At 66.5% G+C, this 24,914-nt stretch carries 24 protein-coding genes; 13 read left to right on the forward strand and 11 right to left on the reverse strand.

Annotated elements, in window-relative coordinates; all coding sequences use genetic code 11:
* Window positions 1–95: 95 nt before the first annotated feature.
* From ACODSD_RS14125 to ACODSD_RS14140, 4 genes are all read right to left on the reverse strand, one after another.
* Complete coding sequence (locus ACODSD_RS14125) at window positions 96–767, reverse strand: hypothetical protein (protein WP_488877640.1); 672 nt, start codon at window positions 765–767, stop codon at window positions 96–98.
* A gap of 268 nt (window positions 768–1,035) precedes the next feature.
* Window positions 1,036–2,397 carry an alkaline phosphatase gene (locus ACODSD_RS14130; protein ID WP_488877641.1) on the reverse strand — a complete coding sequence of 454 codons (1,362 nt, stop codon included), beginning with the start codon at window positions 2,395–2,397 and terminating at the stop codon, window positions 1,036–1,038.
* A 188-nt stretch (window positions 2,398–2,585) separates the two neighbouring features.
* Complete coding sequence (locus ACODSD_RS14135; RefSeq protein ID WP_488877642.1) at window positions 2,586–4,034, reverse strand: alkaline phosphatase; 1,449 nt, start codon at window positions 4,032–4,034, stop codon at window positions 2,586–2,588.
* Between the two features lie 276 nt (window positions 4,035–4,310).
* The gene (locus tag ACODSD_RS14140) at window positions 4,311–4,625 is read right to left on the reverse strand and encodes a DnaJ domain-containing protein (RefSeq protein ID WP_107799780.1); all 315 of its coding nucleotides are present in this window, start codon (window positions 4,623–4,625) and stop codon (window positions 4,311–4,313) included.
* A gap of 200 nt (window positions 4,626–4,825) precedes the next feature.
* Here ACODSD_RS14140 and ACODSD_RS14145 point away from each other — a divergent pair, with 200 nt between their 5' ends.
* Together ACODSD_RS14145 and ACODSD_RS14150 are read left to right on the forward strand one after the other, a co-directional pair.
* The gene (locus tag ACODSD_RS14145) at window positions 4,826–5,272 is read left to right on the forward strand and encodes a GNAT family N-acetyltransferase (protein WP_488877643.1); all 447 of its coding nucleotides are present in this window, start codon (window positions 4,826–4,828) and stop codon (window positions 5,270–5,272) included.
* Between the two features lie 317 nt (window positions 5,273–5,589).
* Window positions 5,590–6,219, forward strand: coding sequence for a LysE family translocator (locus tag ACODSD_RS14150; RefSeq protein ID WP_107799778.1), 630 nt, complete (start codon window positions 5,590–5,592; stop codon window positions 6,217–6,219).
* A 190-nt stretch (window positions 6,220–6,409) separates the two neighbouring features.
* Here ACODSD_RS14150 and ACODSD_RS14155 read toward each other — a convergent pair whose 3' ends face one another.
* The 4 genes from ACODSD_RS14155 to ACODSD_RS14170 form a co-directional block, all read right to left on the reverse strand.
* Window positions 6,410–7,258 (reverse strand): glycoside hydrolase family 16 protein, encoded by an 849-nt coding sequence (locus tag ACODSD_RS14155; RefSeq protein ID WP_488877644.1) that lies wholly within the window; start codon window positions 7,256–7,258, stop codon window positions 6,410–6,412.
* Between the two features lie 416 nt (window positions 7,259–7,674).
* The gene (locus ACODSD_RS14160; protein ID WP_227104071.1) at window positions 7,675–8,202 is read right to left on the reverse strand and encodes a hypothetical protein; all 528 of its coding nucleotides are present in this window, start codon (window positions 8,200–8,202) and stop codon (window positions 7,675–7,677) included.
* A 357-nt stretch (window positions 8,203–8,559) separates the two neighbouring features.
* Window positions 8,560–9,318, reverse strand: a complete 759-nt coding sequence (locus tag ACODSD_RS14165; protein WP_227104069.1) for a hypothetical protein — start codon at window positions 9,316–9,318, stop codon at window positions 8,560–8,562.
* Window positions 9,315–10,316 (reverse strand): substrate-binding domain-containing protein, encoded by a 1,002-nt coding sequence (locus ACODSD_RS14170; RefSeq protein WP_488877645.1) that lies wholly within the window; start codon window positions 10,314–10,316, stop codon window positions 9,315–9,317. The genes ACODSD_RS14165 and ACODSD_RS14170 overlap by 4 nt, the downstream gene beginning before the upstream one ends.
* A gap of 260 nt (window positions 10,317–10,576) precedes the next feature.
* On the opposite strand from ACODSD_RS14170, the gene ACODSD_RS14175 reads away from it, so the two are divergent.
* From ACODSD_RS14175 to ACODSD_RS14190, 4 genes are all read left to right on the forward strand, one after another.
* Window positions 10,577–12,016 carry a PhoPQ-activated protein PqaA family protein gene (locus ACODSD_RS14175; protein WP_488877646.1) on the forward strand — a complete coding sequence of 480 codons (1,440 nt, stop codon included), beginning with the start codon at window positions 10,577–10,579 and terminating at the stop codon, window positions 12,014–12,016.
* Between the two features lie 168 nt (window positions 12,017–12,184).
* On the forward strand, window positions 12,185–12,790 hold the full coding sequence (locus tag ACODSD_RS14180) for a helix-turn-helix transcriptional regulator (RefSeq protein WP_486635489.1): 606 nt from the start codon (window positions 12,185–12,187) through the stop codon (window positions 12,788–12,790).
* Window positions 12,787–13,749: a threonine/serine dehydratase gene (locus ACODSD_RS14185; RefSeq protein WP_233246696.1), complete on the forward strand. Its 963-nt coding sequence runs from the start codon at window positions 12,787–12,789 to the stop codon at window positions 13,747–13,749. The genes ACODSD_RS14180 and ACODSD_RS14185 overlap by 4 nt, the downstream gene beginning before the upstream one ends.
* Window positions 13,746–14,690, forward strand: coding sequence for an ornithine cyclodeaminase family protein (locus tag ACODSD_RS14190; protein ID WP_486635488.1), 945 nt, complete (start codon window positions 13,746–13,748; stop codon window positions 14,688–14,690). The genes ACODSD_RS14185 and ACODSD_RS14190 overlap by 4 nt, the downstream gene beginning before the upstream one ends.
* Before the next feature lie 171 nt (window positions 14,691–14,861).
* Here ACODSD_RS14190 and ACODSD_RS14195 read toward each other — a convergent pair whose 3' ends face one another.
* A complete protein-coding gene (locus ACODSD_RS14195; protein ID WP_488877647.1) occupies window positions 14,862–16,124 on the reverse strand; it encodes a hypothetical protein in 1,263 nt (420 codons plus the stop codon).
* A 265-nt stretch (window positions 16,125–16,389) separates the two neighbouring features.
* On the opposite strand from ACODSD_RS14195, the gene ACODSD_RS14200 reads away from it, so the two are divergent.
* The 6 genes from ACODSD_RS14200 to ACODSD_RS14225 all read left to right on the forward strand — a co-directional run bounded on the left by ACODSD_RS14200 (window position 16,390) and on the right by ACODSD_RS14225 (window position 21,280).
* Window positions 16,390–17,409: a threonine aldolase family protein gene (locus tag ACODSD_RS14200; protein ID WP_488877648.1), complete on the forward strand. Its 1,020-nt coding sequence runs from the start codon at window positions 16,390–16,392 to the stop codon at window positions 17,407–17,409.
* Window positions 17,410–17,523: 114 nt separating this feature from the next.
* Entirely contained in the window at window positions 17,524–18,717 is a 1,194-nt protein-coding gene (locus tag ACODSD_RS14205; protein ID WP_488877649.1) for a serine hydrolase domain-containing protein, read from the forward strand.
* A gap of 95 nt (window positions 18,718–18,812) precedes the next feature.
* A complete protein-coding gene (locus ACODSD_RS14210) occupies window positions 18,813–19,358 on the forward strand; it encodes a GNAT family N-acetyltransferase (protein WP_107799764.1) in 546 nt (181 codons plus the stop codon).
* Window positions 19,351–19,776, forward strand: coding sequence for a DUF2000 domain-containing protein (locus ACODSD_RS14215; protein ID WP_488877650.1), 426 nt, complete (start codon window positions 19,351–19,353; stop codon window positions 19,774–19,776). The genes ACODSD_RS14210 and ACODSD_RS14215 overlap by 8 nt, the downstream gene beginning before the upstream one ends.
* Window positions 19,777–19,787: 11 nt before the next feature.
* Window positions 19,788–20,504: a helix-turn-helix transcriptional regulator gene (locus tag ACODSD_RS14220; protein ID WP_107799762.1), complete on the forward strand. Its 717-nt coding sequence runs from the start codon at window positions 19,788–19,790 to the stop codon at window positions 20,502–20,504.
* Complete coding sequence (locus ACODSD_RS14225; RefSeq protein ID WP_488877651.1) at window positions 20,501–21,280, forward strand: PhzF family phenazine biosynthesis protein; 780 nt, start codon at window positions 20,501–20,503, stop codon at window positions 21,278–21,280. Before ACODSD_RS14220 ends, ACODSD_RS14225 begins: the two co-directional genes overlap by 4 nt.
* 181 nt (window positions 21,281–21,461) lie before the next feature.
* Here ACODSD_RS14225 and ACODSD_RS14230 read toward each other — a convergent pair whose 3' ends face one another.
* On the reverse strand, window positions 21,462–21,941 hold the full coding sequence (locus tag ACODSD_RS14230; RefSeq protein WP_488877652.1) for a protease inhibitor I42 family protein: 480 nt from the start codon (window positions 21,939–21,941) through the stop codon (window positions 21,462–21,464).
* Window positions 21,942–22,119: 178 nt separating this feature from the next.
* Window positions 22,120–23,034, reverse strand: a complete 915-nt coding sequence (locus ACODSD_RS14235; protein WP_488877653.1) for a LysR family transcriptional regulator — start codon at window positions 23,032–23,034, stop codon at window positions 22,120–22,122.
* Between the two features lie 417 nt (window positions 23,035–23,451).
* Here ACODSD_RS14235 and ACODSD_RS14240 point away from each other — a divergent pair, with 417 nt between their 5' ends.
* A complete protein-coding gene (locus ACODSD_RS14240; protein WP_488877654.1) occupies window positions 23,452–24,864 on the forward strand; it encodes an MFS transporter in 1,413 nt (470 codons plus the stop codon).
* Window positions 24,865–24,914: the final 50 nt, after the last annotated feature.

The following is a 24,914-nucleotide window of genomic DNA, read 5'->3' on the forward strand; positions in this document are numbered from 1 at the left end:
GCTTGCTCGCATGGCGCGCTGCGCCGCGCGCAGCGGACCGCGAACGGACTCCAAGGCCAGGATGCCTGGCCCGGAAGGACGGCGCGGGCAAGGGCTCAGTCCAGCGTGTCCATATAGTCCTTGCCGCGCAGCCGCCCGGTTTGCGCCCAGGGCAGCGGCTGGCCGGCGGCCAGCGGGCGGATCTCCACGCGCATGCTTTCGCGATGGCGGCCGTCCTGTGAACGCGATTCCACCCGCAGCGGCATCGCCCAGCGCGCGCTCCATTGCAATTGCTTGCTGTGGCCCTTGGCGGTTTTGCGATACCAGCGGCTGCCGTCCGCGCCGGGGCTGACGGTGAAGCCTTTCAGTTTTTCAATGTCCACCAGCTGGCTGGCCAGGATCCAGGAGCCGTCGAAGCCCACGTCGCTCCATTCGCGCTGCCCCACTTGCACCAGCAGCCGCTGTTGCGGCAGGGCGAACTCCAGCCGCGGCTGGCCTTTGGCGTCCAGCCAGACGTGGCGGCTGGCGGCGGCGTAGTCGATGTGGTCGTGGCCGTCCTCATGGCCGTGGCCGTCATCGTGATCGTGGTCGTCGGCGGGGGCGTTCAGCCGTTCGCGCCAGACGTGCTTGCCCTGGCGGGTCAGTTTTTCCTGATAGCGTATGGTTTTTTCCACGCCGTCCTTGCCGATGGTGACGGTTTCGTAGCGGATGGTGGCCACCAGATCCGGCGCGGCGGCGCGCAGCGCCGGGGACAGGGCCAGCAGGGCCAGCGGCAGCAGGATTTTCATCGCGGTCTTTCTTCATGCGTAAAAGTAGGCTTGCCCGTGGGCAAGCCGAATGGGGTGCATCCGGGACGGCCGCGCCGGGCCTGGAGCGGCGCCGGCGCGGAGCTCGTCGCGGGGGCGGGGGCTTAGAGCCTGTTTACGATTTCGCGAGCTAGAGCGAGAGAAGGCGAAAACGAGCGAAAAAGCGGAATGTACTCGTGATACATGAGCATTTTGAGCTGGTACTCACCGTGCAACGCTTCACGACGCGCAGCAGATCGTAAACAGGTTCTTAGAGGCCCAGCGCGCTTTTCACCAGGCCGAACACCTTGGTGTTGTCCATCACGCCCTTGAAGCCCTTGGAGCCGGCGCCGCCGGACATCAGCATCACGTCGCCGCCGCCGTGGGTTTCGCTGGACAGGCGGATGCCGGTTTCCTGCTGGTAGTCGTCGCCCATCGCGGTGGCGGAGTCCACCGACACGCGGCTGGCCTTGCGGTTGGGGCCGTTGCCGAACACCAGCGCGGTGTAAGTGGCGCCGTCCGCGTCCTTGGATTCCTTGCCGTCGGCGTAGCCGCGCACGATGTCGTGGATGGGGTTGCCGCGCTTGGCGTAGCCGTTGATGGTCATGGTGTGGTCATGGTCCGCGGTGACCACGATCAGGGTGTTGTTCAGGTCCACCTTGGCCAGCGCGGTCTTGATGGCGTTGTCGAAGGCGATGGTGTCTTCCAGCGCGCGCTTGGCGTTGGTGCCGTGCAGCGCGTGGTCGATGCGGCCGCCTTCCACCATCAGCACATAGCCGTTGCCGTTGCGGGACAGGGTGTCGATGGCCTTGGCGGTCATGTCGGCCAGGCTGGGCTGGTTCAGGCTGTTCTTCACCCGGTCCAGCTCGTAGTCCATGTGGTCCTTGTTGAAGATGCCCAGCAGTTTGTTGCCGGACTGCGGGTTGAAGGCGGCCAGCTCGCTGCCGCTGCTCACCAGGGTGTAGCCCTTGGCCTGCATTTCGGTCAGCAGATTGCGGCCGTCCGGGCGCTTGCCGCCGGAGGCGGTGGGCAGGAAGAATTTGCCGCCGCCGCCCATCAGCACGTCCAGGCCGGCGCCCAGCTTGGCGTTGTAGCCGGCGCCGCCCGGCGCCGCCTGGGCGGCGATGTCGGATTCGGCGTCGCGGTGGCAGACGTGGGAATAAGTGGCGGCCGGGGTAGCGTGGGTGACGCGGGTGGTGGTCACCGCGCCGATGGCCTTGCCCTTGGCCTTGGCCAGTTCCAGCAGGGTGGTCGCCGGCTGGCCGTTGCCGCTGCCGCAATTGCCGGTGCCGTTGCTATTGGGGTCGATGGCGCGGGTGTCGGCGGACATGGAGATGACTTCGTTGTTCATCTTCACGCCGGTCATATAGGCGGACATGGACGGCGCGCTGTCGGTGGTTTGCGCGTCGTTGGAGAAGGTCTTGACGCGGGCGGTGCGGGACAGCTGTTCCATGTTCAGCTTGCCGGCTTCGCCGTATTTGTAGATGCGCGAGGCGGTGACGGTGGTGGGGCCCATGCCGTCGCCCAGGAAGAAGATCACGTTCTTGGCTTCGCCCGCGGCCTGGGCCGGCAGCGCGTGCAGGGCGGCGGCCAGCGCGGCGACGCTGAGCAGCGGTTTCATCATCGGTTTCATTGCGGTTCTCTTGTATGGGTTTATGTAGCGTTTGGGGGCGGCGGCTCAGAACCTGTTTACGGTCTGCTGCGCGTCAGCGATACGGCGTTGAAAATGTCTTCAAAATGCTCGTGTACCGTGTGTACACTCCGCTTTTTCAGCCATTTTCGCCTTGTCTCGCCCTTGCTCGCGAGATCGTAAACAGGTTCTCAGAGCGCGGCCGCTTTCTTCACCAGGCCAAACACGTCGATGTTTTCCAGGAAGCCGTGGAAGGCGTCCGAACCCTGGCCGATGGCGCCGATGTAGACATCGGTGCCGCCGTGGGTTTCGCCGCCGGCCGGCATGCGCACCGCCGCTTCCTGGTGGTAGTCGTTGGCGGAGACCACGGTGTCGGTCAGCGCGGCGGCGGCGTTGCGGTTGCCGTTGACGCGGTTTTCGCCGTTGCCGAAACCGATGATGGAATAGGGCATGCCGTCGGCGTCGGTGGCCAGGCTGCCGTTGCTGTAGTTCTTCACCAGGCCCAGCACGCCGGGGTTGCCGGCCGTGGTCTTGCCGGTGCGTTGGGCGTAGCCGTTGAGCACCAGGGTGTGGTCGTGGTCCGCGGTCACCACGATCAGGGTGTTTTTCAGGTCCGGATCGCGCTGTTTCATCGCGTCGATGGCGGTCTTGATCGCCTGATCGAAGGCCACGGTGTCCTGCAGCGCTTTCTTGGCGGTGGTTTCATGCAGCGCGTGGTCGATGCGGCCGCCTTCCACCATCAGGAAGAAGCCTTGCTTGTCCTTGCGGTCCGCCAGCATGGAGATGGCCTTGGCGGTCATCTCGGCCAGGCTGGGTTCCTTGGAGGCGTCGCGGTCCAGGTCGTAGCTCATGTGGCTGCTGGTGAACAGGCCCACGGCGCGGGTGGTCTTGGCCGGGTCCAGCGCGTTGAAGCCGGTGTTGTCCGCGGCGTAGCCGTAGCCCTTGGCTTTCAGCTCCGCCACCAGATCGCGGCCGTCGGCGCGCTTGCCGCCGGCGGCCTTGGGCAGGAAGAACTGGCGGCCGCCGCCGAAGACCACGTCCACGCCGTCTTGCAGCTTGGCGTTGAAGAGCGCGCCGCCCGGCACCAATTGGGCGGCGATGTCGGATTCGGCGTCGCGGTGGCAAACGTGGGAGTAAGTGGCCGCCGGGGTGGCGTGGGTGACGCGGGTGGTGGTGACCACGCCGGTGGCCTTGCCGCCGGCCTTGGCCAGCTCCAGCAGGGTGCTGACCGGCTGGCCGTTGCCGCTGCCGCAGTTGGAGGTGAAGTCCGCGGTGGGGGATTTGGCCTGGGTGTCGGTGGACATGGAGATGACTTCGTTGTTCATCTTCACGCCGGTCATGTAGGCGGACATGGACGGCGCGCTGTCGGTGACTTGGGCGTCGTTGGAGAAGGTTTTGACAAAGCCGCTCTCCGGCAGCGTGTCCATGGTCAGCTCGCCGTCTTCGCCCACGGAGTAGATGCGGGCGGCGGTGGTGGTGTTGATGCCCATGCCGTCGCCCAGGAAGAAGATCACGTTCTTGGCGGCGGGACGGAGGCCCTGGTTGTTGTTGGCGGAGCCGCTGGCGGTGCCGCCGCTGCTGCCGCAGGCGGCCAGGCCGATGGCGGCCGTCACGGCCAGGGTCAGGCTGAGGATGCGCATGATGTTATGTTCCGGGCATGAAAAAAACCGGCACAGCATAGTGCGCGCATGTTTCGGCCAGGAGAGGGTTTGATGAAGATTTTGTTGCGGGGTCAACCGGCGGGCCGGGGCCGGCGTTGGCGGGGCGCGCTTAGAACCTGTTTACGATCTGCTGCGCGTCGTGGAGCCTTACACGGTGAGCACACCTTCGAAATGCTCATGTACCATTTGTACATTCCGCTTTCTCAGCCGTTTTCGCCTTGTCTCGCTTTAGCTCGCGAGATCGTAAACAGGTTCTTAGCGCCGGTCGGCGCATAGCGGCAGCAGCCGCTGATAGGCGGCGTTGATGTCCTTGCTCTTGCGTTCCGCCAGTTCGCGCAGCTCCAGGCCCAGGGCGCTGACCTTGTCCGGATGGTATTCCGCCATCCGCGCCCGGTAAGCGGCTTTCAGTTCTTCCGCGGAGCAGGGCCAGGCGACTTGCAGCACCTGGCAGGCGCGCTCGGTCTCGGAGACGGCGCCGGACGGCGGGGCGTCCGGCCGCGTCGGGCTCAGCGCCCGGCGGATCAGCCAGTAGGCCAGCAGGGCAAACAACAGCAGCGCAATCAATCGCATCGACACGGTTCCTTGGCAGAGGGCCGCCCGCGCTTGCGGACGGAATAGCAATATGGAGCGGCTGGCCGGACGCTGGTTCCCGGCGCGGGGCGGCGGTGGGTGAACTATGCCGCCGGCGGGCGGTCCCACCCGGCCCGGTTATGTTCTTTAATTTAGAGCCGCCTGCCGATCCGGGGAGGCGGCGGCCCGCAAGGAAGCATATGAGTTCCACCATCCGTCCGGCCGTCCGCGCCGACATCGCCGCACTGTTCGACATCCGCACCAGCGTCCGGCAAAACCACCTTTCCATCGAGCAACTGGCCGACCTGGGCATCACGCCCGAGACCATCGCCGAAACCATCGCCGCCGCGCCCTGCGCCTGGATCGCGGAGCAGGACGGCCAGCCGGCCGGCTTCGCCATGGCGGACCTGGACGCCGGCGAAGTGTTCGCCTTGTTCATCAAGCCGGCGTTCGAGGGTCTGGGCCTGGGTCGGCAACTGCTGAGCCAGGCCGAGGCCGCGCTGTTTCAACGCCATCCGGTGATCCGGCTGACGACCGACGGCGACGCGTCCATCCGCGCCAACGGCTTTTATCAGCGTCAGGGCTGGCGGCAGGCCGGCTTGGCCGAGGGCGGAGACCTGTTGTACGAAAAGCGGCGCGAGGGCTGAGCGAGGCGCGCCTCCGGCGACGAGACTGAAGAGGCCGGGGGCGTGCCGGATACGCGCGCTCCCGGGCGTCCGGAGGCGCGTGGCGGGCAGGTAAAGAGGGAGCGCTTCTTCTTTAAGCGCATAAGCATAAGCCAATATGCCACTACAGCCGCGCCGGCTTTTATATTATGATGCCGGCTCTGCGTTGTTTGCCACCCCTGTCCGCATTACCCAGTTCCCTGCTTCATGCCAAGACGCCGCGTTTCGCGCGCCGTCGTCGTCGACTGTTTCCGGGTGGCCGCGCCAAGTCATAGATGATAGCCGTCCTGGAGTTTTGAATGAGTTTCGCCACCTTATTGCTGTACATCGTCGCCGTCAGCGCCGTGATGATCACCCCCGGTCCGTCCATGCTGCTGGCGCTCAACAACGGCGCCAGCCACGGCATGCGCATCGCCAGCTACGGCTTTGCCGGCGCGGTGCTGTCCGATCTGCTGCTGATCGCCGCCGTGGGCTGCGGCCTGGGCGCCTTGCTGCAAGCGTCGGAACAACTGTTTTCCATCGTCAAATGGGGCGGCGCCGCCTATCTGGTCTACCTGGCCTGGATGATGTGGCGCGCGCCCACCCAGGCGCTGGCCGCCAGCGCCCAGAGCGGCGAGGCCAGCGGCCGCGGCACGTTTTTGCGTTCCCTGGTGGTGGGCCTGTCCAATCCCAAGGGCCTGCTGTTCTTCACCGCCTTCCTGCCGCAGTTCATCCGCCAGGACCAGCCGGCGGTGCCGCAATACATGATTCTGGCCGTGGTCACCGCCAGCGTGGACTGCGTGATGATGTTCATCTACGCCTACGGCGGCCGCCACGCGATGCGCACCTTCTCCGCCCGCGTGATGGGCTGGATCAACCGCAGCTGCGCCGGCATGCTGGCGGTGCTGGCCATCGGCCTCAGCCTGTACCGCCGCAGCGATATGAGCTGAGCGCGCCGCTTTGCCTGCACGGAAAACCCGCCGAATCCGGCGGGTTTTTTGATGTGGGCCTATCGCCGGGCGCGACAAAAAGCCGCCCCTGGGGGCGGCAAGAGGACATCGATAGATACAAAGGAGGGGAGGACTTGTTCCTGAACCCTCCGGCCAATATATCCGCCGCCCGTGACAGCGGGATGACGGCTCAACGCAGCGGCGAGGCGGCCGACGCCGGCGCCCGACGGCGCGCGGCGGGTTCGGCGGCATCCCGGTACACCCGCACATAGTCCACCACCATCTCCTGCGGCCAACGCGTGGACGCGTCCGGCGCGCCGGCCCAATCCCCGCCTACCGCCAGATTCAGCACGATGAAGGCCGGTTCTTGCAAGGCGCTCCAGCCGTCGCCGCCGTCGGTTTTCATCGTCACGGTCTGATAGAGTTGGCCGTCGACGAAGTAGCGGATCGCCGCCGGCGACCACTCCACGGCGAAATCGTGGAAACGGTCGTTGAACCAGCCCAGATCCGGCGTGACATAGGAGGCCGACGCCGTTTGCACCGTCCCGGCCGGCGCGCCGGGCTTGGGCCGGTGCGCGCTGCCCCAGACGGTGGCGTTTTCCGCGCCGGCCTCGCTGCCCACCATTTCCAGGATGTCGATCTCGCCGTAATGCGCGGGCTGATCCCAGCGCTGGTTCAGCATCCAGAACGCCGGAAACATGCCCTGGCCGTAAGGCAGCTTGATGCGCGCCTCGATCCGGCCGTAGCGCCAGGCGGCCTGGCTGCGCAGGCGCGCCGAGGTATAGTCGCGGCCGCCGTAAGCCTGCCGCCGCGCGGCGATATGCAGCGCGCCGTCGCGCACGGCCACATTGTCTCCGGCGGTGTAGTACTGCAGCTCATGCAGGCCCCACGGGCCGGGGCCGGATTCCAGCCGCCATTTGGCGCCGTCCAGCGCCGTGCCGTTGAATTCGTCCTGCCACGCCAACTGCCAATTGGCCGCGGCTGCGCCGCCGCTCAGCAGCGCCGTAATCGCGGCGGCTGCCGCCATCTTGCTTTTCATCGCTCATCTCGCGCGAGTTTGTCGAGCGTCCAGCATAGCCGGAAGCGAGAGCGGCGCAGCGCGGCCGCGCTTGGCAGTTTTACCAAGCGCGGCCAGGCCCGCGGCTTAGAGCCGTTCAACGCCGTATCGCTGAAGCGCGGCAGACATTGAACCGCTGCTTAGAGCCGCTAACAAATGCTCGCAGAGAACCTGAGCCAAGGCGCGCCGACGCAGGCAGTACAAGTCGTACGACAAGGAGGCGCAACGCGGGATCAGGGGTTTTGTTAGCGGGTCTTAGAGCCTGTTCACGATCTCGCGAGCAAGAGCGAGACAAGGCAAAAACGAGCGAAAAAGCGGAATGTACACGTGGTACATGAGCATTTTGAGCTTGTTTTTAACGCGGTATCGCCGCAGCGCAGTAGATCGTGAACAGGTTCTTAGGAGCAATTCGAGTTCAGGCTGGGATAGGCGGTATTCAGGATCCACTTGCCCTTGCTGTTCTTGGCATAGCGGAAAGATAGGTAAATGGGCTCCCCGGCGGGAAACGGGGTGGACAGGGTGCAGACTCCGGCCGCGTTCACTGTCTTGCAGGTGCTGGGTCGCGCGCCGGGCCAGCCCTTGGGATAGAGAGTGCCCTCCGGCACGCAATCGGACTCCGCCGCCCGGGTGCCGCATATGGCCGGTTTGGGGCCTTTGGGCCCGGGATAACCCTGCCAGGTGGTGAAGGCGGCTTTGAACTGGTCCCAGCTGTCGAACTGCGATTTGCCCGCCTGGGTGGGTTGGCCGCGGATATGGATGCTGACATGGCCTTCCATCGCGGTGTTGTCCGCCATGGATTTGACGCTGGCGTTCACATCCGGGGTGACGCGGCAATCCGCCGCCTGAACCGGCGCAGCGGACAACAGGCATAGGGTCAGCGCCGTCAGCGCGGCGCCGGAACAGATTGGGAGGAGGCGATTAGGCATGAGGGAATCCTGAAAACGTCGGGCGCGCAGGCCCGATGGGGTTTTTTAAAAGCGGGCGGCTGTAAGTTATTGCGCCAACAGGGCATGACGCGATTTATCGTTGAAGATTAATGCAAAAGGCATTAATGATGCCTGCGCTTTGGGACAGGTGGCGGGCGAGCGCCGTGCGCCGAAGCCTGGTCGAGGAGGCCTCCGGCGTCGGCGGCGCGGCCTTGAGAACGGCTTCCGCGCGGGGCGGTGAGGGAGAGGAGTGCTTGGGCGATATTCCGGGGCGGCTGCGGCTGAGGCCGGCCATGCGCCAAGCCGCCGTCTCAGCCGCAAGGCTCCGCCTCGGGCCGGCTTGCCGGGAAGGGCGTCCTACTGGCGGCTCCGCTCCCAGGCGGCCTGGGTTTCCAGGAATAAGCCGTGCAGCCGGTATTTGTCCCAGATGAAGGCCGTTTCCTTGGCGAACAAGCCGGCGCGCAAAGCCTGCCTGAGCTTGGCCAGAATCGCCGGCGGCGTGTCCGGATGGCAGATCAGCCAGCGCTCGGCCGGCGTCAGCGCCAGCGCCTTGCGCGGCGGCGGTCCGTCCTCCGGCGCGGGCGGGGTGTCGCTGACGAAGACCTCCAGCCGCTTGGCCGCCAGCATTTTGAAACCCAGCGCCGGTTTGGCGATGGGGATGTAGCTCAGTTGGGCGGAACTGAGCAGATCGCGCGCTTCCGCAATGTCCACCGTGCCCAGGGTCATGCCCTGCATATCGCGCAGATTCTTGAACGGCGCCGCGTTGCCGCGGGCCACGTAGGCCTGCAAGACCACCGGCGAGATGGCGGCCACATAGCTGACGGTTTCCGCCTTGCCCTGGTCGAAGTTCACATCCAGCGCGCAGGTGTTCTTCTCCGCGGCGGCCAGGAAGTACGCGCGCTTGGCCGGCACGCCTTTCAGCGCCACCTCCAGCCCGGCCTTGGCCGTCAGGTAGCGGAAAGCGTCGGCGTAGGGGCCGCCGAGGCCGTCTCGGGCCGGCGTCAGATAGGGCGGATGCGCGTCCGCCACCACGGTCAGCAGCGGCTGGGCCTGGGCCAGGCAGGCGGCGCCGGCCAGCGCCGCCGCCAGCCGTCTGAACGCGGGCGGCGGGCTCAAGACTTCACCAGATCCACCGGCGTGCGCACAATGCTCTGCATCTCGCTTTGCGTCAGCCGCTTGTTGAAGGATTCCAGCCCCAGGCGGATGGCGTACTCCGCCTGCAAGGCCGGGTGCTGGTCCGCGGTGGCGTAAATGCGCTTGGACGCCAGCAGCGCGGCCATCTCCGGGATATTGTCGTAGCCGCCGATCAAGACCTTGCCGTCCCGCTTCAATTCCGTCACCGCCTGCGCCGCGCCAATCGCCATATTGTCGTTGCCGCACAAGAGCGCGGCCAGGTCCGGCGTCTGTTTCATCAGCTTCAGCGCCGCCGCCCGCCCGGCGTCCCGCTCCCAATCGCCCCAGGCGAGGGCGGCCAGCGTCATATTGGCGCTGGCTATCGCCTCCCGGTAACCGTCGCTGCGCGCCTTGGCGTTGATGGAGCCGGGCAGGCCCTCGATGATGGCCGCCTTGCTGCGCGGCTTCAAGGCCCGCAGCACATAGTCTCCCACCGCGCGCGCGCCGCTGAAATTGCTGGGGCCGACAAAGGGAATGTTGACGCCGTGGCTGGCCAGCGCCCGGTCGTCCAGCTTGTTGTCCAGATTGATCACCAACAGGCCGCTTTGCACCGCCTTGATCAGCGCCGGGATGATGGCGCGGGAGTCCGCCGGCGTGATCAGCAGGATCTGCTCGCGGCGGGCGATGCAGGCTTCAACGATCTTGATCTGCCCGGCCAGGTCGGTCTCCCCCTGCACCCCGTCTATCGTCAGCTGATAGTCGCCGCTGTGCTGCGCGTGGTGCCTGCGCGCGCCGGCCGTCATCACGCTGAAGAAAGGGTTTCTCAGCGATTTGAGCACCAGGGTCACCGCGGGCTTCGTCGCGGCCGCCGCCAGCCGGGGCCAGGCCAGCAGGCCCAGAGATGCCAGTAAAAACGCGCGCCGCCGCATGGAGCTCCCCCGCCTGTCGAATGAATGCGCCGGCAAGCCGGCGGCCAGGCCCGGCCGCGCGGCCAGGCTCAAGGATATGGCTTCTTTATAGAGCACAGCGGGGAGGGCGGCAGGAGCGGACTATCCATGCGTTTGAGGGGTTTGGCCTCACTCTCGTCATCGATGGGCGTCGTCATGATGGGGGCAGGCCAAGCTGCTGCCGCAGCGGCGGCTGTTATGGAAACATGGCCGTAGAGGACGCTTGGCGGGGACGTGTGGAGTGGCGCTTGAGTGTTTACCCTAATCCCTGCAAAATCTAGCACCTACTCTCTAACAATTAATACATTCCGCCGATGAACATTTCTCTCCCCCTCGCGCTGCGCGCCTGCGCCGCGTTGTGCTTGTCATGGCCCGCCGTCGCGCCGGCCAAGTCCTTGCCGGTTCAGCCCGTCTCCACCGTGGTCGCTGACTATCTGCAACAGGCCAAGGCCAGTCAGCAGCCGGCCGAGCTGCTCAGCTCGGTGGTGGAGGACGGGGTGGAGGTGCGCATGTACCGGATGGTGTCGCAGCAATGGCCGGGAGCCGGCAGCGGCATTGGGAGCAATGCGCCGCTGTGGGAGCAGCAGTACAAGCTGGTCCTGCCCTTGACGCGCAAGCCGGGCGCGCCAGTGCTGCTGTACGTCAACGGCGGCAGCAATCACGCGCAGCCGCCCAAGCTGCCGGACCGCTTGCCGGCGGAAGCGCTGGCGCGCGATCTGGGCGTGCCGGTGGCCGAGCTGTATTTCGTGCCGAACCAGGATTTGCAATTGGACGAGCAGCCGGCCGGCCGCGAGGACGCGCTGGTGGCCTATACCTGGCGCAAAACGGTGGATCAGCCGCAGGCGGAGCGTTTCAGCTCCCTGCATCTGCCGATGACGCAGGCGGTGAGCGCGACGATGGACGCCTTGCAGCGCAGCCTGCCGGGCAGCGAGCGTTTCGTGGTGGCCGGCGCGTCCAAGCGCGGCTGGGCCGCTTGGCTGGCTGGTCTGAACGATAAGCGGGTGAGCGCCATCGTGCCGGTGGTGGCGGATTTCTGGAACGTGCGCGTCAACTTCACCCATGTCTACAACAGCTACGGCCAGCAGTGGCCGGCGGCACTGCGCGATTATCAGCGCAACGGCATCACCGAGGATGTGCTGCAAGGAGGGCCGGGTCTGGACGCCTTGTTGCGCTTCGAGGACGTGGTCAATTACCGCGCCGGGATGGCGCGTTTGAGCAAGTATATGATTTCCGCTTCCGGCGACGACTTCGCGGTGCCGGATTCCGCCTGGAGCTATCTGCCGGACTTCGCCGGCCCCACCCAGCTGCGCTATCTGCCCAATCAGTCGCACTATGTGAAGGGCGATCAGATCGGCAAGGCCTTGCGGCAGTTCATGCGCCGCTGGCTGGCCGGCAAGCCGATGCCGCGGGCGCAGGTGGACGCGGACCCGGCCAGCGGCCGGCTGCGCGTCAGCGTGGCGGAGCGCGAGGCGGGCAAGGCGACGCTGTGGCTGGCGCATAACCCCGCGAGCCGGGATTTCCGCTTCAATTCCGGCATCCGTTATCAGCCCAAGGCGATTGAAGGCCAGTGCCGCCGCGGCAACTGCCGTTTCGAGTTCAAGCCGGACGCTTCGCTGCCGGGCTGGCAGGCTTATTTCATCGAGTTCGAGGGCCAGGATTTCGCCTGGAGCACGCCGCCCTTGGTGTGGCCGCACGCCTATCCCAACGGCGAGCCGGTGCCGTTTGGCGCGCCGCGTTTGCAACTGGGGCGCTGATCGCGCTTGGGCGGGCGGTTTGGCCGCCTGCGCCAGATCTCGAAGCCGGCTGAGCCGGCTTTTATTTTTCTCATGTTTTGTATTTTTTAGTCCAACCTGGATTTTTTTGTTTACATTTTGGATTTCAAAGTCTACTCTGGATTCATTGATCCAATTGCGAGTGCCGCCATGCTGTCCCGTTACCAGTCCATCGCCGACGCCATCGCCACCTTGTTCTATCCCTATGCCGAAGTGGTGCTGCACGACCTGGCCACCCAGTCCGTGGCCTATATCGCCAACAATTTCTCCAAGCGCGAGCTGGGCGACGATTCCGGCCTGGACGAACTGGAAAACACGCCGGACGCGACGGTGATCGGTCCTTACGAAAAACTGAACTGGGACGGCCGCAAGCTGCGTTCCATCAGCGTGGTGCTGCGCGACGACGCCGGAGTCGTGCTCGGCATGATGTGCGTGAACCTGGACATCTCGGTGTTCGAGGGCGCGCGGGCGGCGCTGGACCTGTTCCTGTCCGGCAGCAAGCTGGTGGCGCAGCCGGCCTTGTTGTTCGAGGACGACTGGCAGGAGCGCATCAACCGTTTCATCCACGGCTGGCTGCAACAGCGCCAGCTCAGCCTGTCCATTCTCAACCGCGAGCACAAGCGCGAGCTGGTGGAGGCGCTGCTGCACGAGGGCGCGTTTCGCGGCAAGAACGCCGCCAACTACGTGGCCAATGTGCTGGGCATGGGCCGCGCCACGGTTTTCAAGCATTTGAAAGAGCTGAAGGAGCAAGCATGACACTGGATTCCCTGTTCGACGCCATCGCCGCCGCTCACCAGGCCATCCGCCCGCAGGCGCGGGTCACGCCGCTGGAGCACAGCCCGGCCTTGTCCGCCCTGACCGGCTGCGAGGTGTATCTGAAGTGCGAGCATCTGCAGCGCACCGGCTCCTTCAAATTCCGCGGCGCCAGCAACAAGCTGCGGCTGCTGGACCCGGCGGCGCGGCGGGAAGGGGTGATCGCCGCGTCCACCGGCAACCACGGCCAGGCGGTGGCCTTGGCCGGCGGGCTGTTGCAAGTGCCGGTGACGGTGTACGCGCCGGCGTCCGCCGCCGCGGTGAAGCTGGACGCCATCCGCGCGCTGGGGGCGGAGCTCAAGCTGGTGGACGGCGGCGCGCTGGAGGCGGAACTGAGCGCCGGCGAGGCGGCGCGGCGGGCGGGTCTGCCCTTTGTGTCGCCGTACAACGATCTGGACGTGGTGGCCGGCCAGGGCACGGTGGGCATGGAGCTGGCCGAGCAGTGCCCGGAGCTGGACGCGGTCTTTGTCTCCGTGGGCGGCGGCGGCCTGATTTCCGGCATCGGCGCGGCCTTGCGGCGCCTGGCGCCCGGCGCGGAACTGGTGGGCTGCTGGCCGGAGGCGGCGGCCACTATGCACGCCAGCCTGCAAGCCGGCCGCATCGTCGAGGTGGACGAGGGCGACACCCTGTCCGACGGCACCGCCGGCGGGGTGGAGCCGGGCGCGGTGACTTTCGAGCTGTGCCAGGCCTTGATCCGCCACTGCGCGCTGGTCAGCGAGGCGGAGATCCGCGCGGCGCTGCGCTTGCTGGCGCAGAGCGAGCGCTGGATGACGGAGGGCGCGGCGGGCGTGGCGCTGGCCGGCCTGTTGCGGCAGGCGCCGCGCTACCAGGGCAAAAAGGTGGCGGTGGTGCTGTGCGGCCGCAACATCGTGCTGGATAAGTTTTTGAAGGCGGTGTCATGAAAACCTTCAACAAGGATGAAATCCTGGCGCGGCTGGATCTGGAGCGGGCGGAAGCACTGCTGCGCCAGGGTTTCATCGCCTATTCCGCCGGCCGCGCGCAACTGCCGCCGGTGCAGCATTTCGCCTTTGCCGCGGCCAACGGCGATTGCTGCGTGAAATCCGGCTATGTGGAGGGCGAGAGCCTGTTCGCGGTCAAGGTGTCGTCCGGTTTCTACGACAATCCCAAGCGCGGCCTGCCCAGCAATCAGGGCCTGGTGCTGTGCTTCTGCGCCCGTACCGGCGCGCCGTTGGCGCTGCTGCGGGACGAGGGCTGGCTCACCGCCTGGCGCACCGCGCTGGCCGGCAGGCTGGCGGCGCGGGTCTTGGCCCCGCGCCGGGTGGAGGCGATAGGCATTGTCGGCACCGGCTTGCAGGCGCGCTTGCAATTGCGCGCCTTGCAGGCGGTGACGCCGTGCCGGGAGACGTGGGTGTGGGGGCGTTCGGAGACCGAGCTGGCGGCTTTCGCCGCCGAGTTCGAAGCCGAGGGCTACCGTGTGCGGACCACGCTGGACGCGGAGCCGCTGGCGCGCGCCTGCCGGCTGATCGTCACCTGCACGCCGTCCGCCCGGCCCATTCTGCGGGCCGGCTGGCTGCGGCCCGGCAGCCATGTCACCGCGGTGGGCGCGGACGCCGCCGGCAAGCAGGAACTGGAGACGGAATGGGTGGCCGCCGCGGACCGCATCGTGGTGGACTCCGTCGCCCAGTGCGCGGCTTACGGCGAGGTGTCGCACGCGCTGGCCGCCGGTCTGCTGGAGCGCGAACGCTTGACGGAGCTGGGGCGGGTGCTGGCCGGCGAGCAGGCGGGCCGGCAAAGCGAGGACGAGATCACGCTGGCGGACCTGACCGGACTGGCGGTGCAGGACGCGCAGATCGCCAAATGCGTGCTGGAGGCCCAGGCCTGAGACGCGCTTGACCGTCAAGGGGTTCTCAGAACGTGTTTACGATCTCGCGAGCTAAGGCGAGACAAGGCGAAAACGGCTGAGAAAGCGGAATGTACTCGTGGCACATGAGCATTTCGAAGCCGTGTTCACCGTGGGGCGTCTCACGAAACGCAGCAGAGTTTGAACAGGTTCTCAGGCCGCGTGCGGGAAACCGTGCACCGGCCGCAAGGGCGGCCGGGCGTAGCCGCCCTGTTTTTGCGCCGCCATCAGAAAGCGGGTGTAGTTTTCCTTGCCCACCTGGCGGAAGTTGAATTTGACGGTGTCGGCAGAGAGCGCGGCGCCGTCCTTGGCCTGCAAGCGGGCGACGATGTCGGCGACCACATTGTCCGCCTGCTGGCGCAGCGCCGAGCCCGCTTCTTTTTTCAGCATCTCGTTGAGGGTGACGATGGCGGGCGCGTCCGCCAGCCCCATGGCGGACAGGGCGGCGGCGTGTTGGCCGAAGTGCCGCCAGACGATGGCCTGGGAGCCCAGCCGCAACACGAACTTGAACGGAAAGCCGGTGCGGATGGAGAGCAGCACCGGGTCTATGCACACCAATTGTTCTATCGAGTTGACGCCCTCGGCCGCCAGCGCGGCGGAAATATTGGCGGTCACGCCTTCCAGCTGGATCAGTTGGTCGTTTTCCTGCGGCTGTTCCTTGGCGTTCAGGTTCAGCGCCACCAGCCGGCGCAGCAGCTTGAACAGGGAGTCCATCGGAAAGGCGCCGACGGCGAAGGCGGCCACGGTCTGCGCGGCGGAGACGGTTTCGGAGTCGCCGGCGGCGCTGACGGCCGCGCCGATGGGAATGGCCAGCATCATGCGCAGCGCGTACCAATACACGTCTGCCACATTGAGGCTGCGCTTGCGCACGCTCAGCACCATATCGCTGACCACGAACAGATAGGCGCCGGCGATGGCGGCGCAGACGATCTGGGTGCCGAAGGGCAGGGCCAGCTGTCCGTTGACGGCGAGCAGATAGAGCACGCTCATGCACAGGGTGGCGATCAGCATCAGCATCATGGGCGTGAGAAAGGCGGCGCGGCCGTAGTGCTCGCGGTAGATCTGCTCGAACAATTGCTCGGCGGCGGCCTCCACCTCCTCGTTTTCCGGCAGCGGCCAGGCGTTCAGTTGCGGGTGTTTGTCGGTGCGCGGCTGCCAGAACTGGCGCAGATAATAGATCAGCGCGCCGTTGTTGAGCCGGTTGCGGAATTCCTCGTAGCGGGCGCCCCAGCCTATGACCAGGAAGCGGATCATCGGCGCGGCCGCCAGCGCGGTGGTCAGCAGGCCCAGCGCGAAATGACTGGCGTGCTGCGGGCGGGAAAAAGGCTGCGCCATCAGCAGCGACAGTCCGTACAGCGCGGCGATGTCCAGCAGCAACAGGCCTGCCCACAAGCCGTGATATTTCAGGTTTTTCATGATGGCCTCGCTGATTGGCGGCGTGGCTACCATGGTAGTTCTCCAGCGTAAAATCGCACTCCGTACGAATAACTAGCGCGCCGACCGGCGGCTACCTTATCAAAAGTAGTGTTGAATCATTGATGTCCGGCCCCTAGCATCGGCTTCGCGTTTCATTGGCCCAATGGCGCGGACTGGACGACGGGCGCCGACGCGCGTGCTCGCCAGACGCTTTCCTTGCCGCCGCTTGCCATCCTCCAGCCGACGTTCACGAACGGAGCCAGACATGCCGGACATCATCGATTTGAGAAGCGACACCCTGACGCGGGTCAGCAAGAGCGACGTGGAGACGCTGGATTTCGCCAAGATCGGCGACGACTGCTACGGCGAAGACCGTTATGTGCGTGAACTGGAAGCCTACTGCGCCGAGCTGTTCGGCAAGGAAGCGGCCTTGTTCATGCCCTCCGGCACCATGAGCAATCAAGTGGGGCTGCGCTGCCTGGCCGGGCCCGGCGATGAAATCGTCACCGAGGTGGGTTATCACATCAATTTCTTCGAATCCTCGGCGGTCAGCGCCAACAGCGGCCTGGTGCTGAATGCCTACCATAGCCGGAACGGCGTGCTCACCGCCGACGAAGCGCGCATCGCCATCCACGCCAAGGCGCGCTGGTCCAGCCTGTACGCGGTGCCCAAGGTGGTGGCGATAGAAAGCAGCATCAACAGCTATGGCGGCATCGTCTATCCGGTGGACGAAATGGGACGCATGCGCGCGCTGTGCGACGAAATGGGCCTCAGCCTGTACCTGGACGGCGCGCGGGTGCTCAATGCCTGCAGTCATCTGGATCTAGCGCCGGCGCGTTATGCGCGGCCGGCGGACATGTTGAACTTCTGCTTTTCCAAAGGCGTGGGCGCGCCCTTCGGCTCCATCCTGGCCGGCCCGGCCCGCAAGATAGAGGCGGCCAAGGTCTTCCGCAAATGGTACGGCGGCTGCCTGCACCAATCCGGCCTGATGGCCGGCATCGCGCTGGACAAGATGCGGCGCTGGCAGCAGGTGACGCAGGAAGACAATGAAAAGGCCCGCATCCTGGGCGACAAATTGAGCGCGGCGGCGCGGCTGAAGTACCCGGTGGAGACCAATATGGTGTTCATCGAAGCGGCGGACGCCAAGGCCATGGTGGCCAGACTGGCGGAGCGGGGCGTGCTGGCGCTGGCCTGGAAACCGGATCTGGTGCGCTTCATCAGCAGCAGCCTGGTGACGCGCGGGCAGGTGGAGCGGGCGGCGGACATCATACGCGCCAGCCTCTGAAGCGCCGGTCTCCCATTCCGGACAATTTCTCACGATAGCGCGGAGCGCCGCCCGCTTTTTCCCGGCGCGGCCGTCGCTTATCGTGGTGGCTGTTTTGAAGCCAAAGGAAGCGATATGTCGAATGTGGAATGCGGCGTGCGGCCCAGCCGTCTGGAAGCGGGCCTGGACGCGCGGGTGGACGCGGTGCTGGAACAGGCGCTGAGCGAGCGGCGGCTGGTGGGGGCGGTGGTGTTGGTGGCCAAGGACGGCGCGCCGGCTTACCGCCGCGCGGCCGGCTGGGCGGACCGGGAGGCCGGCTTGCCGATGCGGGAGGACGCGCTGTTTCGGCTCGCCTCCGTCAGCAAGCCCATTGTTTCCACGGCGGCGATGGCGCTGGCGGCGCGGCGGCGGCTGGACCTGGACGAGGACATCGCCCGCTGGCTGCCGGAATTCCGGGCGCGGCTGGCGGACGGCGCGCCGGCGCGGATCACGCCGCGGCAGCTGCTCAGCCATACCGCCGGCCTGGGCTATCGCTTTTTCGAGGAGGACGGCGACGGACCCTACGCCCGCGCCGGAGTGTCCGACGGCATGGACGCCGACGGCCTCACCCTGACGGAGAATCTGCGCCGCATCGCCAGCGTGCCGCTGCTGTATACGCCGGGCCAGTCCTGGGGCTATTCGCTGGCCACCGACGTGCTGGGCGCGCTGGTGGAGCGGGTGGCGGACCAGCCGCTGCCGCAGGCGGTGCGCCGCTGGGTCACAGAGCCCTTGGGCATGGACGACACCGATTTTCACGCGCTGGAGCCGGGCCGCCTGGCCGCGATCTACGTCAACGGCGAGGCCGAACCGTGGCGGATGGAGCAGCCGGCGATCGTGGCGCCGTTCGAAGGCACGGTGGGCATACGCTTTGCGCCGCAGCGGGCGCTGGACGCCGGCGCCTATCCGTCCGGCGGCGCGGGCATGGTGGGCAGCGCCGACGATTTCCTGCGCCTGCTGGAGGCGCTGCGCCAGGGCGGCGCGCCCTTGCTGCCGCCGGAGTGGGTGGAGGAGATGGGGCGCAATCACACCGGAACGCAGGAACTGCCGGAAATGCCCGGCTTCGGTTTCGGCCTGGGTTTCTCGGTGCTGCGCGATCCGGCCGCCGCCGCCTCGCCGGAATCGCCCGGCACCTGGCGCTGGGGCGGCGCTTACGGCCACTCCTGGTTTGTGGACCGCGCGCGCGGCCTGAGCGTGGTGGCCTTCACCAATACCTTGTACGAAGGCATGTCCGGGCGCTTCGTCGCCGATCTGCGCGACGCGGTCTACGGCGTGGAGCCCCTCTTGCAATAATTCAACAAAAAATGTAAATTTCAACAAATTGTTGAATTATGGCGGCCCAAGCCCGGCAAGATTCGAGCTTGGGCCGCTGGCGTGAGGGGGAAACGATGTTGCAATTGGAACGGCTGACGCTGCGCGAATTTCGCGCCGAGGATTTGCCCAATGTGTTTTACGGGCTGTCGCACCCGGAGGTGATCAAGCATTACGGCATCCATTACGCCAGCGAGGAGGACTGCCGCGCGCAGATGCGCTGGTTCGACGACATCCGCGCCGACGGCAGCGGCCTGTGGCTGGCGCTGGAAACGCGGGAGGATGAGCGCTTCCTGGGCGCGGTGGGCATCAGCTCCTGGTCGGAACAGCACCATTGCGCCGAACTGGGCTATTGGCTGCTGCCGGAACACTGGGGCCGCGGCTATATGCGGGAAGCCCTGCGCGGTTTCCTGAGGCTGGCCTATCGCCGCTTCCCGCTCAACCGCGTCTACGCGCAAGTGGAAGTGGACAATCTGGGCTCCGGTAAACTGTTGCGTAGCGTCGGCTTTACCCTGGAGGGCGTCAGCCGCGAGTGCGAATGGAAGGACGGCCGCTATCTGTCGCTGGCCAATTACGCCTTGTTGCGCGCGGAGCATGAGGCGGAGGACGGCGGCGATGTCTGAGGCGGAACGCAAATACGTGGCGGTGATCCACAAGCGGCTGGAGCTGGGCCGGGCGATGAATGTGCTGGGCCATCTGGCGCTGGCCCTGGCCTGCCGGCTGCGGCGCGCGGACGCGGCGGCAAACCACGTGGATTATGTGGACGCCGACGGCGGCGTGCACCCGGCGATCTCGGCCGATCCCTTCATCGTGCTGCGCGCGGACAACTCCGCCAAGCTGGAGCGGCTGCGTCAGGCCGCCGCCGAGGCCGGCGTGGTCTGCGTCGACTTCACCGACACCATGGGCGAGGGCGGCAGCGCCGAACAACTGCGCCGCACCGCGGCCACCCCGGCCGCCGCGCTGGAATACTGGGGCGTGGCCTTGTGCGGCGACGAGGCGGCGCTGGGCGCGCTGACGCGCAAATTCAGTCTTTACCGTTGACGGGCGGCCGCATGGAAGACCCGAAACCGGCGGCCGATCCGGCCCAGGCGGAAAAACAGGCGGTGCTGCGCGCCTTGAGCGCCGCGGTCAAATTGGTGGGGGCCATGGTGGACGCGCACACCGAGGTGGTGCTGCATGATCTGAGCCGGCCGGAGCGCTCCGTCGTCGCCATCGAGAACGGCCATGTGTCCGGCCGCCGTCTAGGGGACGCCATCCTGGGCGGCCCGGCCGGCGACCGCGGTTTCGCCGCCATCGAACAGGCGATGCGTCAGGGCGGCGCGGAACCGGCGCTGGTGTCCGGCTACCACACCCTGAGCCGCGACGGCCGGCGGCTGCTGTCCGCCAGCGCCGTCTTCAAGACCGCCGCCGGCGAACCCTTCGCCGCGCTGTGCCTGAACAGCGACCGCAGCCAGCTGGAAGCGGCGCTGGCCTGCCTGCAGGCGCTGGTGGGCCGCGCGCCGCCGCCGCCTCCGGCCGCGCCGGAGCCGCCGGCCATGGACGAGGCGATGCAGGACATCATCGCCCAGGCGCTGGAGCGCGGCGGCAAGCCGCTGGCGCGGATGAAAAAGGCGGACAAGAAACAGGCGGTGGCGCAGATGCTGGAGCAGGGCCTGTTCATCGTCAAAGGCGGGGTGGAGCGCGCGGCGGAGGCGCTGGGCGTCAGCCGCTACACCGTCTACAACTATCTGGACGAAATCCGCGGCGATGCGCGGGAGGACAAGGCATGAAGATTCCCATCTACCAGGTGGACGCGTTCTGCGACGCGGTGTTCCACGGCAATCCGGCGGCGGTGTGTCCCTTGCCGGCCTGGCTGCCGGACGCCGCGCTGCAAGCCATCGCCATGGAAAACAATCTGTCCGAGACCGCCTTCCTGGTGGCGGAGGGCGAACGAATGGCGCTGCGCTGGTTCACGCCGACCACCGAGGTGGATTTGTGCGGCCACGCCACGCTGGCCAGCGCCTGGGTCTTGTTCCATGAGTTGGGCTGGCGCGGCGAACGCATCGTCTTCCAGACCCGCAGCGGCGAATTGACGGCGCGGCGCGACGGCGAGCTCATCGAACTGCGCTTCCCCGCGGTGACGCCGCGCCCCTGCGCCGAGCCGCCCGGCCTGCTGGCGGCGCTGGGCCTGGACGCCGGCCAGGTGCTGGCCGCCGACGATTACATCGTGGTGCTGGACGACGCGGCGCGGCTGGCGGCGCTGCGGCCGGACTTCCAGCGGCTGCGCGGCTTGCCCAAGCGCGGGGTGGCGGTGACCGCGCGCGGCGCGGACTGCGATTTCGTCAGCCGTTGGTTCGGCCCCGGCGTGGGCGTCGACGAAGACCCGGTCACCGGCTCGGCGCACTGCTGGCTGGCGCCGTACTGGGCCGGCGTGCTGGGCAAGACCCGCTTGCAGGCGCGCCAGGGCGGCGCGAGGCGCGGCAGCCTGGAGTGCCGGGTGGAAGGCGCGGAAGTGGCTTTGCTGGGGCAGGCGCGGCTGTATCTGAGGGGCGAGATTTACGTTTAGAGCCGGTTCAATGTCTGCCGCGTTTTGTGAAGCGTTGCAGGTGAGTACAAGCTCAAAATGCTCATATACCACGCGTACATTCCGCTTTTTCGCTCGTTTTCGCCTTGTCTCGCCTTAGCTCCCGAGATCGTAAACAGGTTCTGAGAGAATAGTGCCGATATGATCGCTCGGAACTATTCCGTTATTTAACAGTAACTTTTACCGTTATGACTTTTTTAGCATCCTTGCTCCACTGTTGGCCATACTCAAATCTTACTGTCCCGGTTCCTTTTTCTAATGCTTTAAATATATAGCTTGTAAATCCGCCACATCCAACTGGCGGCACGCCCTCATTGTTGACGACGCCGCATTTGTCAGATGGTTTATGGCTGGAACTCAGAAACATCAATTCCTCAGGAAGTGTCCTTAAGCCCCAAGAGGCTCCTGTTGAGGGATTGTCAGGAAAGGTAATCGAAAAATTACGATCCAAGCTGACTTCAATATGGCCATTCCCTTCTTTAGGCAGGTCGTGATGTTGTTCGGGCGCTGAATAATCGCCAATATTTAAATCATAATAGCCGAATGAATCTGATTTCATTTGAGCCCCTTTCTCAGAAGAAAAGCAAGTTGCCGGAATTAAGCAAAAAGATGTGACCATCAGCGTCTTATAAAAACTATGCATACTTTACCTCACTGAATATGAGTGATCAGAAGTTGATTGGCTGCCTAATGGATTGGCAAGCGAGTCAGCGTTGAAGCGAGTCATGGAGTCGCCAGCTTACTGAAGCGCTTTAGAACCTGTTTACGATCTGCTGCGCGTCGGCGATACGCAGGTAAACAGGTTTTTAGAGCGGCGCGCTTCAAACGGCGGCTTCCGTCGCCAATTGTTCATCGCACACCGCCTTGACGCAGGCGCGCAGCCATTGCTGCGCCGGGTCCGCGTCCAGGCGCGGATGCCAGATCATGGAAATGGTGATCTCCGCCACCGCCAGCGGCAGCGCGAAGCTGTGCAGGCCGGCGCGCAGATGGCCGGTGTGGCGCTCCGGCACGGTGGCGATCAAATCGCTGGCGCGCGCCAGCGCCAGCGCGGCGGCGAAGCCGCCCACGGTGACCGCGACGTCGCGGCGCAGCCCCTGCGCGTTCAGCGCCTCGTCCACCGGCCCGACCAGCCCGCCGCGGCGGGCTACCAACACATGGCGGCCGGCGGCGTAGCGGGCGATGTCGACGGCGTCGGCCGCCAGCGGATGGCCGGCGCGCACCACGCCGACGAAGCGGTCGCGGAACAACATGCGCACCCGCAACTCCGGCCCGGCTTCGTGGCCCACCACGCCGGTGTCCAGATCCACCGCGCCGTCGCGCAGCGGCGCGTTGTCCTTGTCGCGCTTGGGCAGGAAATGCAGACGCACGCCCGGCGCCTCGCCTTGCAGCCGCGCCAGCAGCCGCGGGCCGAAGTTTTCGACGAAACCGTCGCTGCAGCGCAGGGTGAAGCTGCGTTGCAAGCGGTCCAGCCGCAGCGTTCCGGCCGGGCGCAGCGCGCTTTCCGCGTCCAGCACCAGCGTGTGCACCCGTTCGCGCAGTTCCAGCGCGCGCGGCGTCGGCGTCAGGCCGCGGCCGGCGCGCACCAGCAGCGGGTCGCCGGTGACCTCGCGCAAGCGCGCCAGCGCGCGGCTCATCGCCGAGGGGCTGAGCTGCAGGCGGCGCGCGGCGCGGGCCACGCTGCCTTCGTTCAGCAGCGCGTCCAGGGTGATCAGCAGATTGAGATCGGGTATGGGCATGGCTTCGCCTTAAAGAGCCTATTCAATGTCTCGCGAGCAAGGGCAAGACGAAAACGGCTGAGAAAGCGGAATGTACACGTGGTAGATGAGCATTTCGAAGCCGTTTTCAACGCTCTTGTCTACAATCCCGCCGCAGCGCAGCAGATGGTACACAGACTCATTAGAGCGGCTAACAAACCCCTGATGCTGCGTTGCGCCGACTTGCCGTACTCAAGTACTGCCTGCGTCGGCGCGCCTTGCCTCAGTCGTGAAACTGATTTTTGTTAGCCACTCTTAGTACAGCGATACCTGGCGTCAAACGCAACTATTTAGTGTAAACCATGCGTCTTCCGCCTGCTGTGGCGGCGGCGTAGCCTGTATCGGGTCCGTGTCGACGGCCCCGGCGTTCGGGGCCGGATGCGGGCGGGAGCCGCCCTCATGTCTGTTTCTCCATCCTCTTCGTCCTCTTCCGCCGCCGCGCTGGCCGGCCTGGCGCTGTCTATCCTGCTGGCCTCGCTGGGCGCCAGCGTGGCCAACGTCGGCCTGCCGGCCTTGGCCGCGGCCTTTCGGATCAGCTTCCAGCAGGCGCAATGGGTGGTGCTGGCCTATCTGCTGCTGATCACGCTGGCCAGCGTCAACGCCGGCCGGCTGGGCGATCAGTTCGGCCGCCGGCGCGCCTTGCTGGCCGGCATCGCCTTGTTCGTCGCGGCCTCGGCCGGCTGCGGCGCGGCCGACGCCTTCTGGGCGCTGATCGCCGGACGCGCCTTGCAGGGCGTAGGCGCGGCCTTGATGCTGGCCCTGGGTATGGCTTTTGTCGCGGACATCGCCCCGCAGGGCGAAGTGGGGCGGGCGATGGGATTGTTGGGCGCCATGTCCGCCGTCGGCACCGCGCTGGGCCCGTCGCTGGGCGGCGCGCTGATCGCGGGCTTCGGCTGGCGCGCGATGTTCTGGCCGATGTTGCCGCTGGGCGCGCTGGCTTTCGGTCTGGTCTGGCGCAGCGTGCCGGCGCCAAGCGGCCCCGCCGCCGAGCGCGTCGGTTTCGACCTCGCCGGCAGCGGCTGGCTGGCGCTGACCCTGGCCGCCTACGCGCTGGGCTTGACCCTGAAGCCCGATCACGCCCAGGGGGGCTTCGGCGCGCTCAACGCCGTCTTGTTGCTGGCGGCCGTCGTCGGCGGCCGCGCCTTCTTGCGGGCCGAGTCCAAGGCCGCCTCGCCCTTGCTGAACCTGGCCCTGCTAAGAGACCCGGCGCTGGCCGCCGGTCTGCTCGGCAACGCCCTGGTGTCCACGGTGATGATGGCCACCCTGGTGGTGGGGCCGTTCTATCTGGCGCGGGGGCTGGGCCTGGACGCCGCCGGCGTCGGCCTGGCGATGTCGCTGGGGCCGCTGGTGGCGGCCTTGAGCGGCGTGCCGGCCGGTCGTTTGGTGGACCGCTGCGGCGCGGACGCTTCGGCGCGCTCCGGTCTGGCGGGCATAGGCGCGGGCGCGCTGGCGCTGGCCTTGCTGCCGGCCAGCCTGGGCCTGGCCGGCTATCTGTTGCCGCTGACCCTGATCACCGCCGCCTACGCCTTGTTCCAGGCCGCCAACAACACTCAGGCGCTGACCGGCGCCGCGGCGCGGCAGCGCGGCCTGGTGTCCGGCCTGCTCAGTCTGTCGCGCAATCTGGGTTTGATCACCGGCGCGTCCTTGATGGGCGCGGTGTTCGCCGCGGCCAGCGGAGCCGCGGACATCGCCGCCGCTGCGCCGCAGCAAGTGGCCGCCGGCGCGCGCGCCGCTTTTGGGCTGGCGGCGGCGCTGATGCTGCTGGCGCTGTTGGCGTCGGCGCGTGGGCGCAGAAAAGCCGCGCTCTGCTGACGCCATGCTGTCAGCAGGGGGCAGGCAGACTGGTTCTTTTCCACGGCGCA

This window comes from Chromobacterium sp. FG22 (assembly GCF_057809415.1).

Coding starts and splice junctions, on each gene's coding strand:
- ACODSD_RS14125 (WP_488877640.1), bottom strand. CDS start 767: ATGAAAATCCTGCTGCCGCTGGCCCTGCTGGCCCTGTCCCCGGCGCTG.
- ACODSD_RS14130 (WP_488877641.1), bottom strand. CDS start 2,397: ATGAAACCGATGATGAAACCGCTGCTCAGCGTCGCCGCGCTGGCCGCC.
- ACODSD_RS14135 (WP_488877642.1), bottom strand. CDS start 4,034: ATGCGCATCCTCAGCCTGACCCTGGCCGTGACGGCCGCCATCGGCCTG.
- ACODSD_RS14140 (WP_107799780.1), bottom strand. CDS start 4,625: ATGCGATTGATTGCGCTGCTGTTGTTTGCCCTGCTGGCCTACTGGCTG.
- ACODSD_RS14145 (WP_488877643.1), top strand. CDS start 4,826: ATGAGTTCCACCATCCGTCCGGCCGTCCGCGCCGACATCGCCGCACTG.
- ACODSD_RS14150 (WP_107799778.1), top strand. CDS start 5,590: ATGAGTTTCGCCACCTTATTGCTGTACATCGTCGCCGTCAGCGCCGTG.
- ACODSD_RS14155 (WP_488877644.1), bottom strand. CDS start 7,258: ATGAAAAGCAAGATGGCGGCAGCCGCCGCGATTACGGCGCTGCTGAGC.
- ACODSD_RS14160 (WP_227104071.1), bottom strand. CDS start 8,202: ATGCCTAATCGCCTCCTCCCAATCTGTTCCGGCGCCGCGCTGACGGCG.
- ACODSD_RS14175 (WP_488877646.1), top strand. CDS start 10,577: ATGAACATTTCTCTCCCCCTCGCGCTGCGCGCCTGCGCCGCGTTGTGC.
- ACODSD_RS14180 (WP_486635489.1), top strand. CDS start 12,185: ATGCTGTCCCGTTACCAGTCCATCGCCGACGCCATCGCCACCTTGTTC.
- ACODSD_RS14185 (WP_233246696.1), top strand. CDS start 12,787: ATGACACTGGATTCCCTGTTCGACGCCATCGCCGCCGCTCACCAGGCC.
- ACODSD_RS14190 (WP_486635488.1), top strand. CDS start 13,746: ATGAAAACCTTCAACAAGGATGAAATCCTGGCGCGGCTGGATCTGGAG.
- ACODSD_RS14195 (WP_488877647.1), bottom strand. CDS start 16,124: ATGAAAAACCTGAAATATCACGGCTTGTGGGCAGGCCTGTTGCTGCTG.
- ACODSD_RS14200 (WP_488877648.1), top strand. CDS start 16,390: ATGCCGGACATCATCGATTTGAGAAGCGACACCCTGACGCGGGTCAGC.
- ACODSD_RS14205 (WP_488877649.1), top strand. CDS start 17,524: ATGTCGAATGTGGAATGCGGCGTGCGGCCCAGCCGTCTGGAAGCGGGC.
- ACODSD_RS14210 (WP_107799764.1), top strand. CDS start 18,813: ATGTTGCAATTGGAACGGCTGACGCTGCGCGAATTTCGCGCCGAGGAT.
- ACODSD_RS14215 (WP_488877650.1), top strand. CDS start 19,351: ATGTCTGAGGCGGAACGCAAATACGTGGCGGTGATCCACAAGCGGCTG.
- ACODSD_RS14220 (WP_107799762.1), top strand. CDS start 19,788: ATGGAAGACCCGAAACCGGCGGCCGATCCGGCCCAGGCGGAAAAACAG.
- ACODSD_RS14225 (WP_488877651.1), top strand. CDS start 20,501: ATGAAGATTCCCATCTACCAGGTGGACGCGTTCTGCGACGCGGTGTTC.
- ACODSD_RS14230 (WP_488877652.1), bottom strand. CDS start 21,941: ATGCATAGTTTTTATAAGACGCTGATGGTCACATCTTTTTGCTTAATT.
- ACODSD_RS14235 (WP_488877653.1), bottom strand. CDS start 23,034: ATGCCCATACCCGATCTCAATCTGCTGATCACCCTGGACGCGCTGCTG.
- ACODSD_RS14240 (WP_488877654.1), top strand. CDS start 23,452: ATGTCTGTTTCTCCATCCTCTTCGTCCTCTTCCGCCGCCGCGCTGGCC.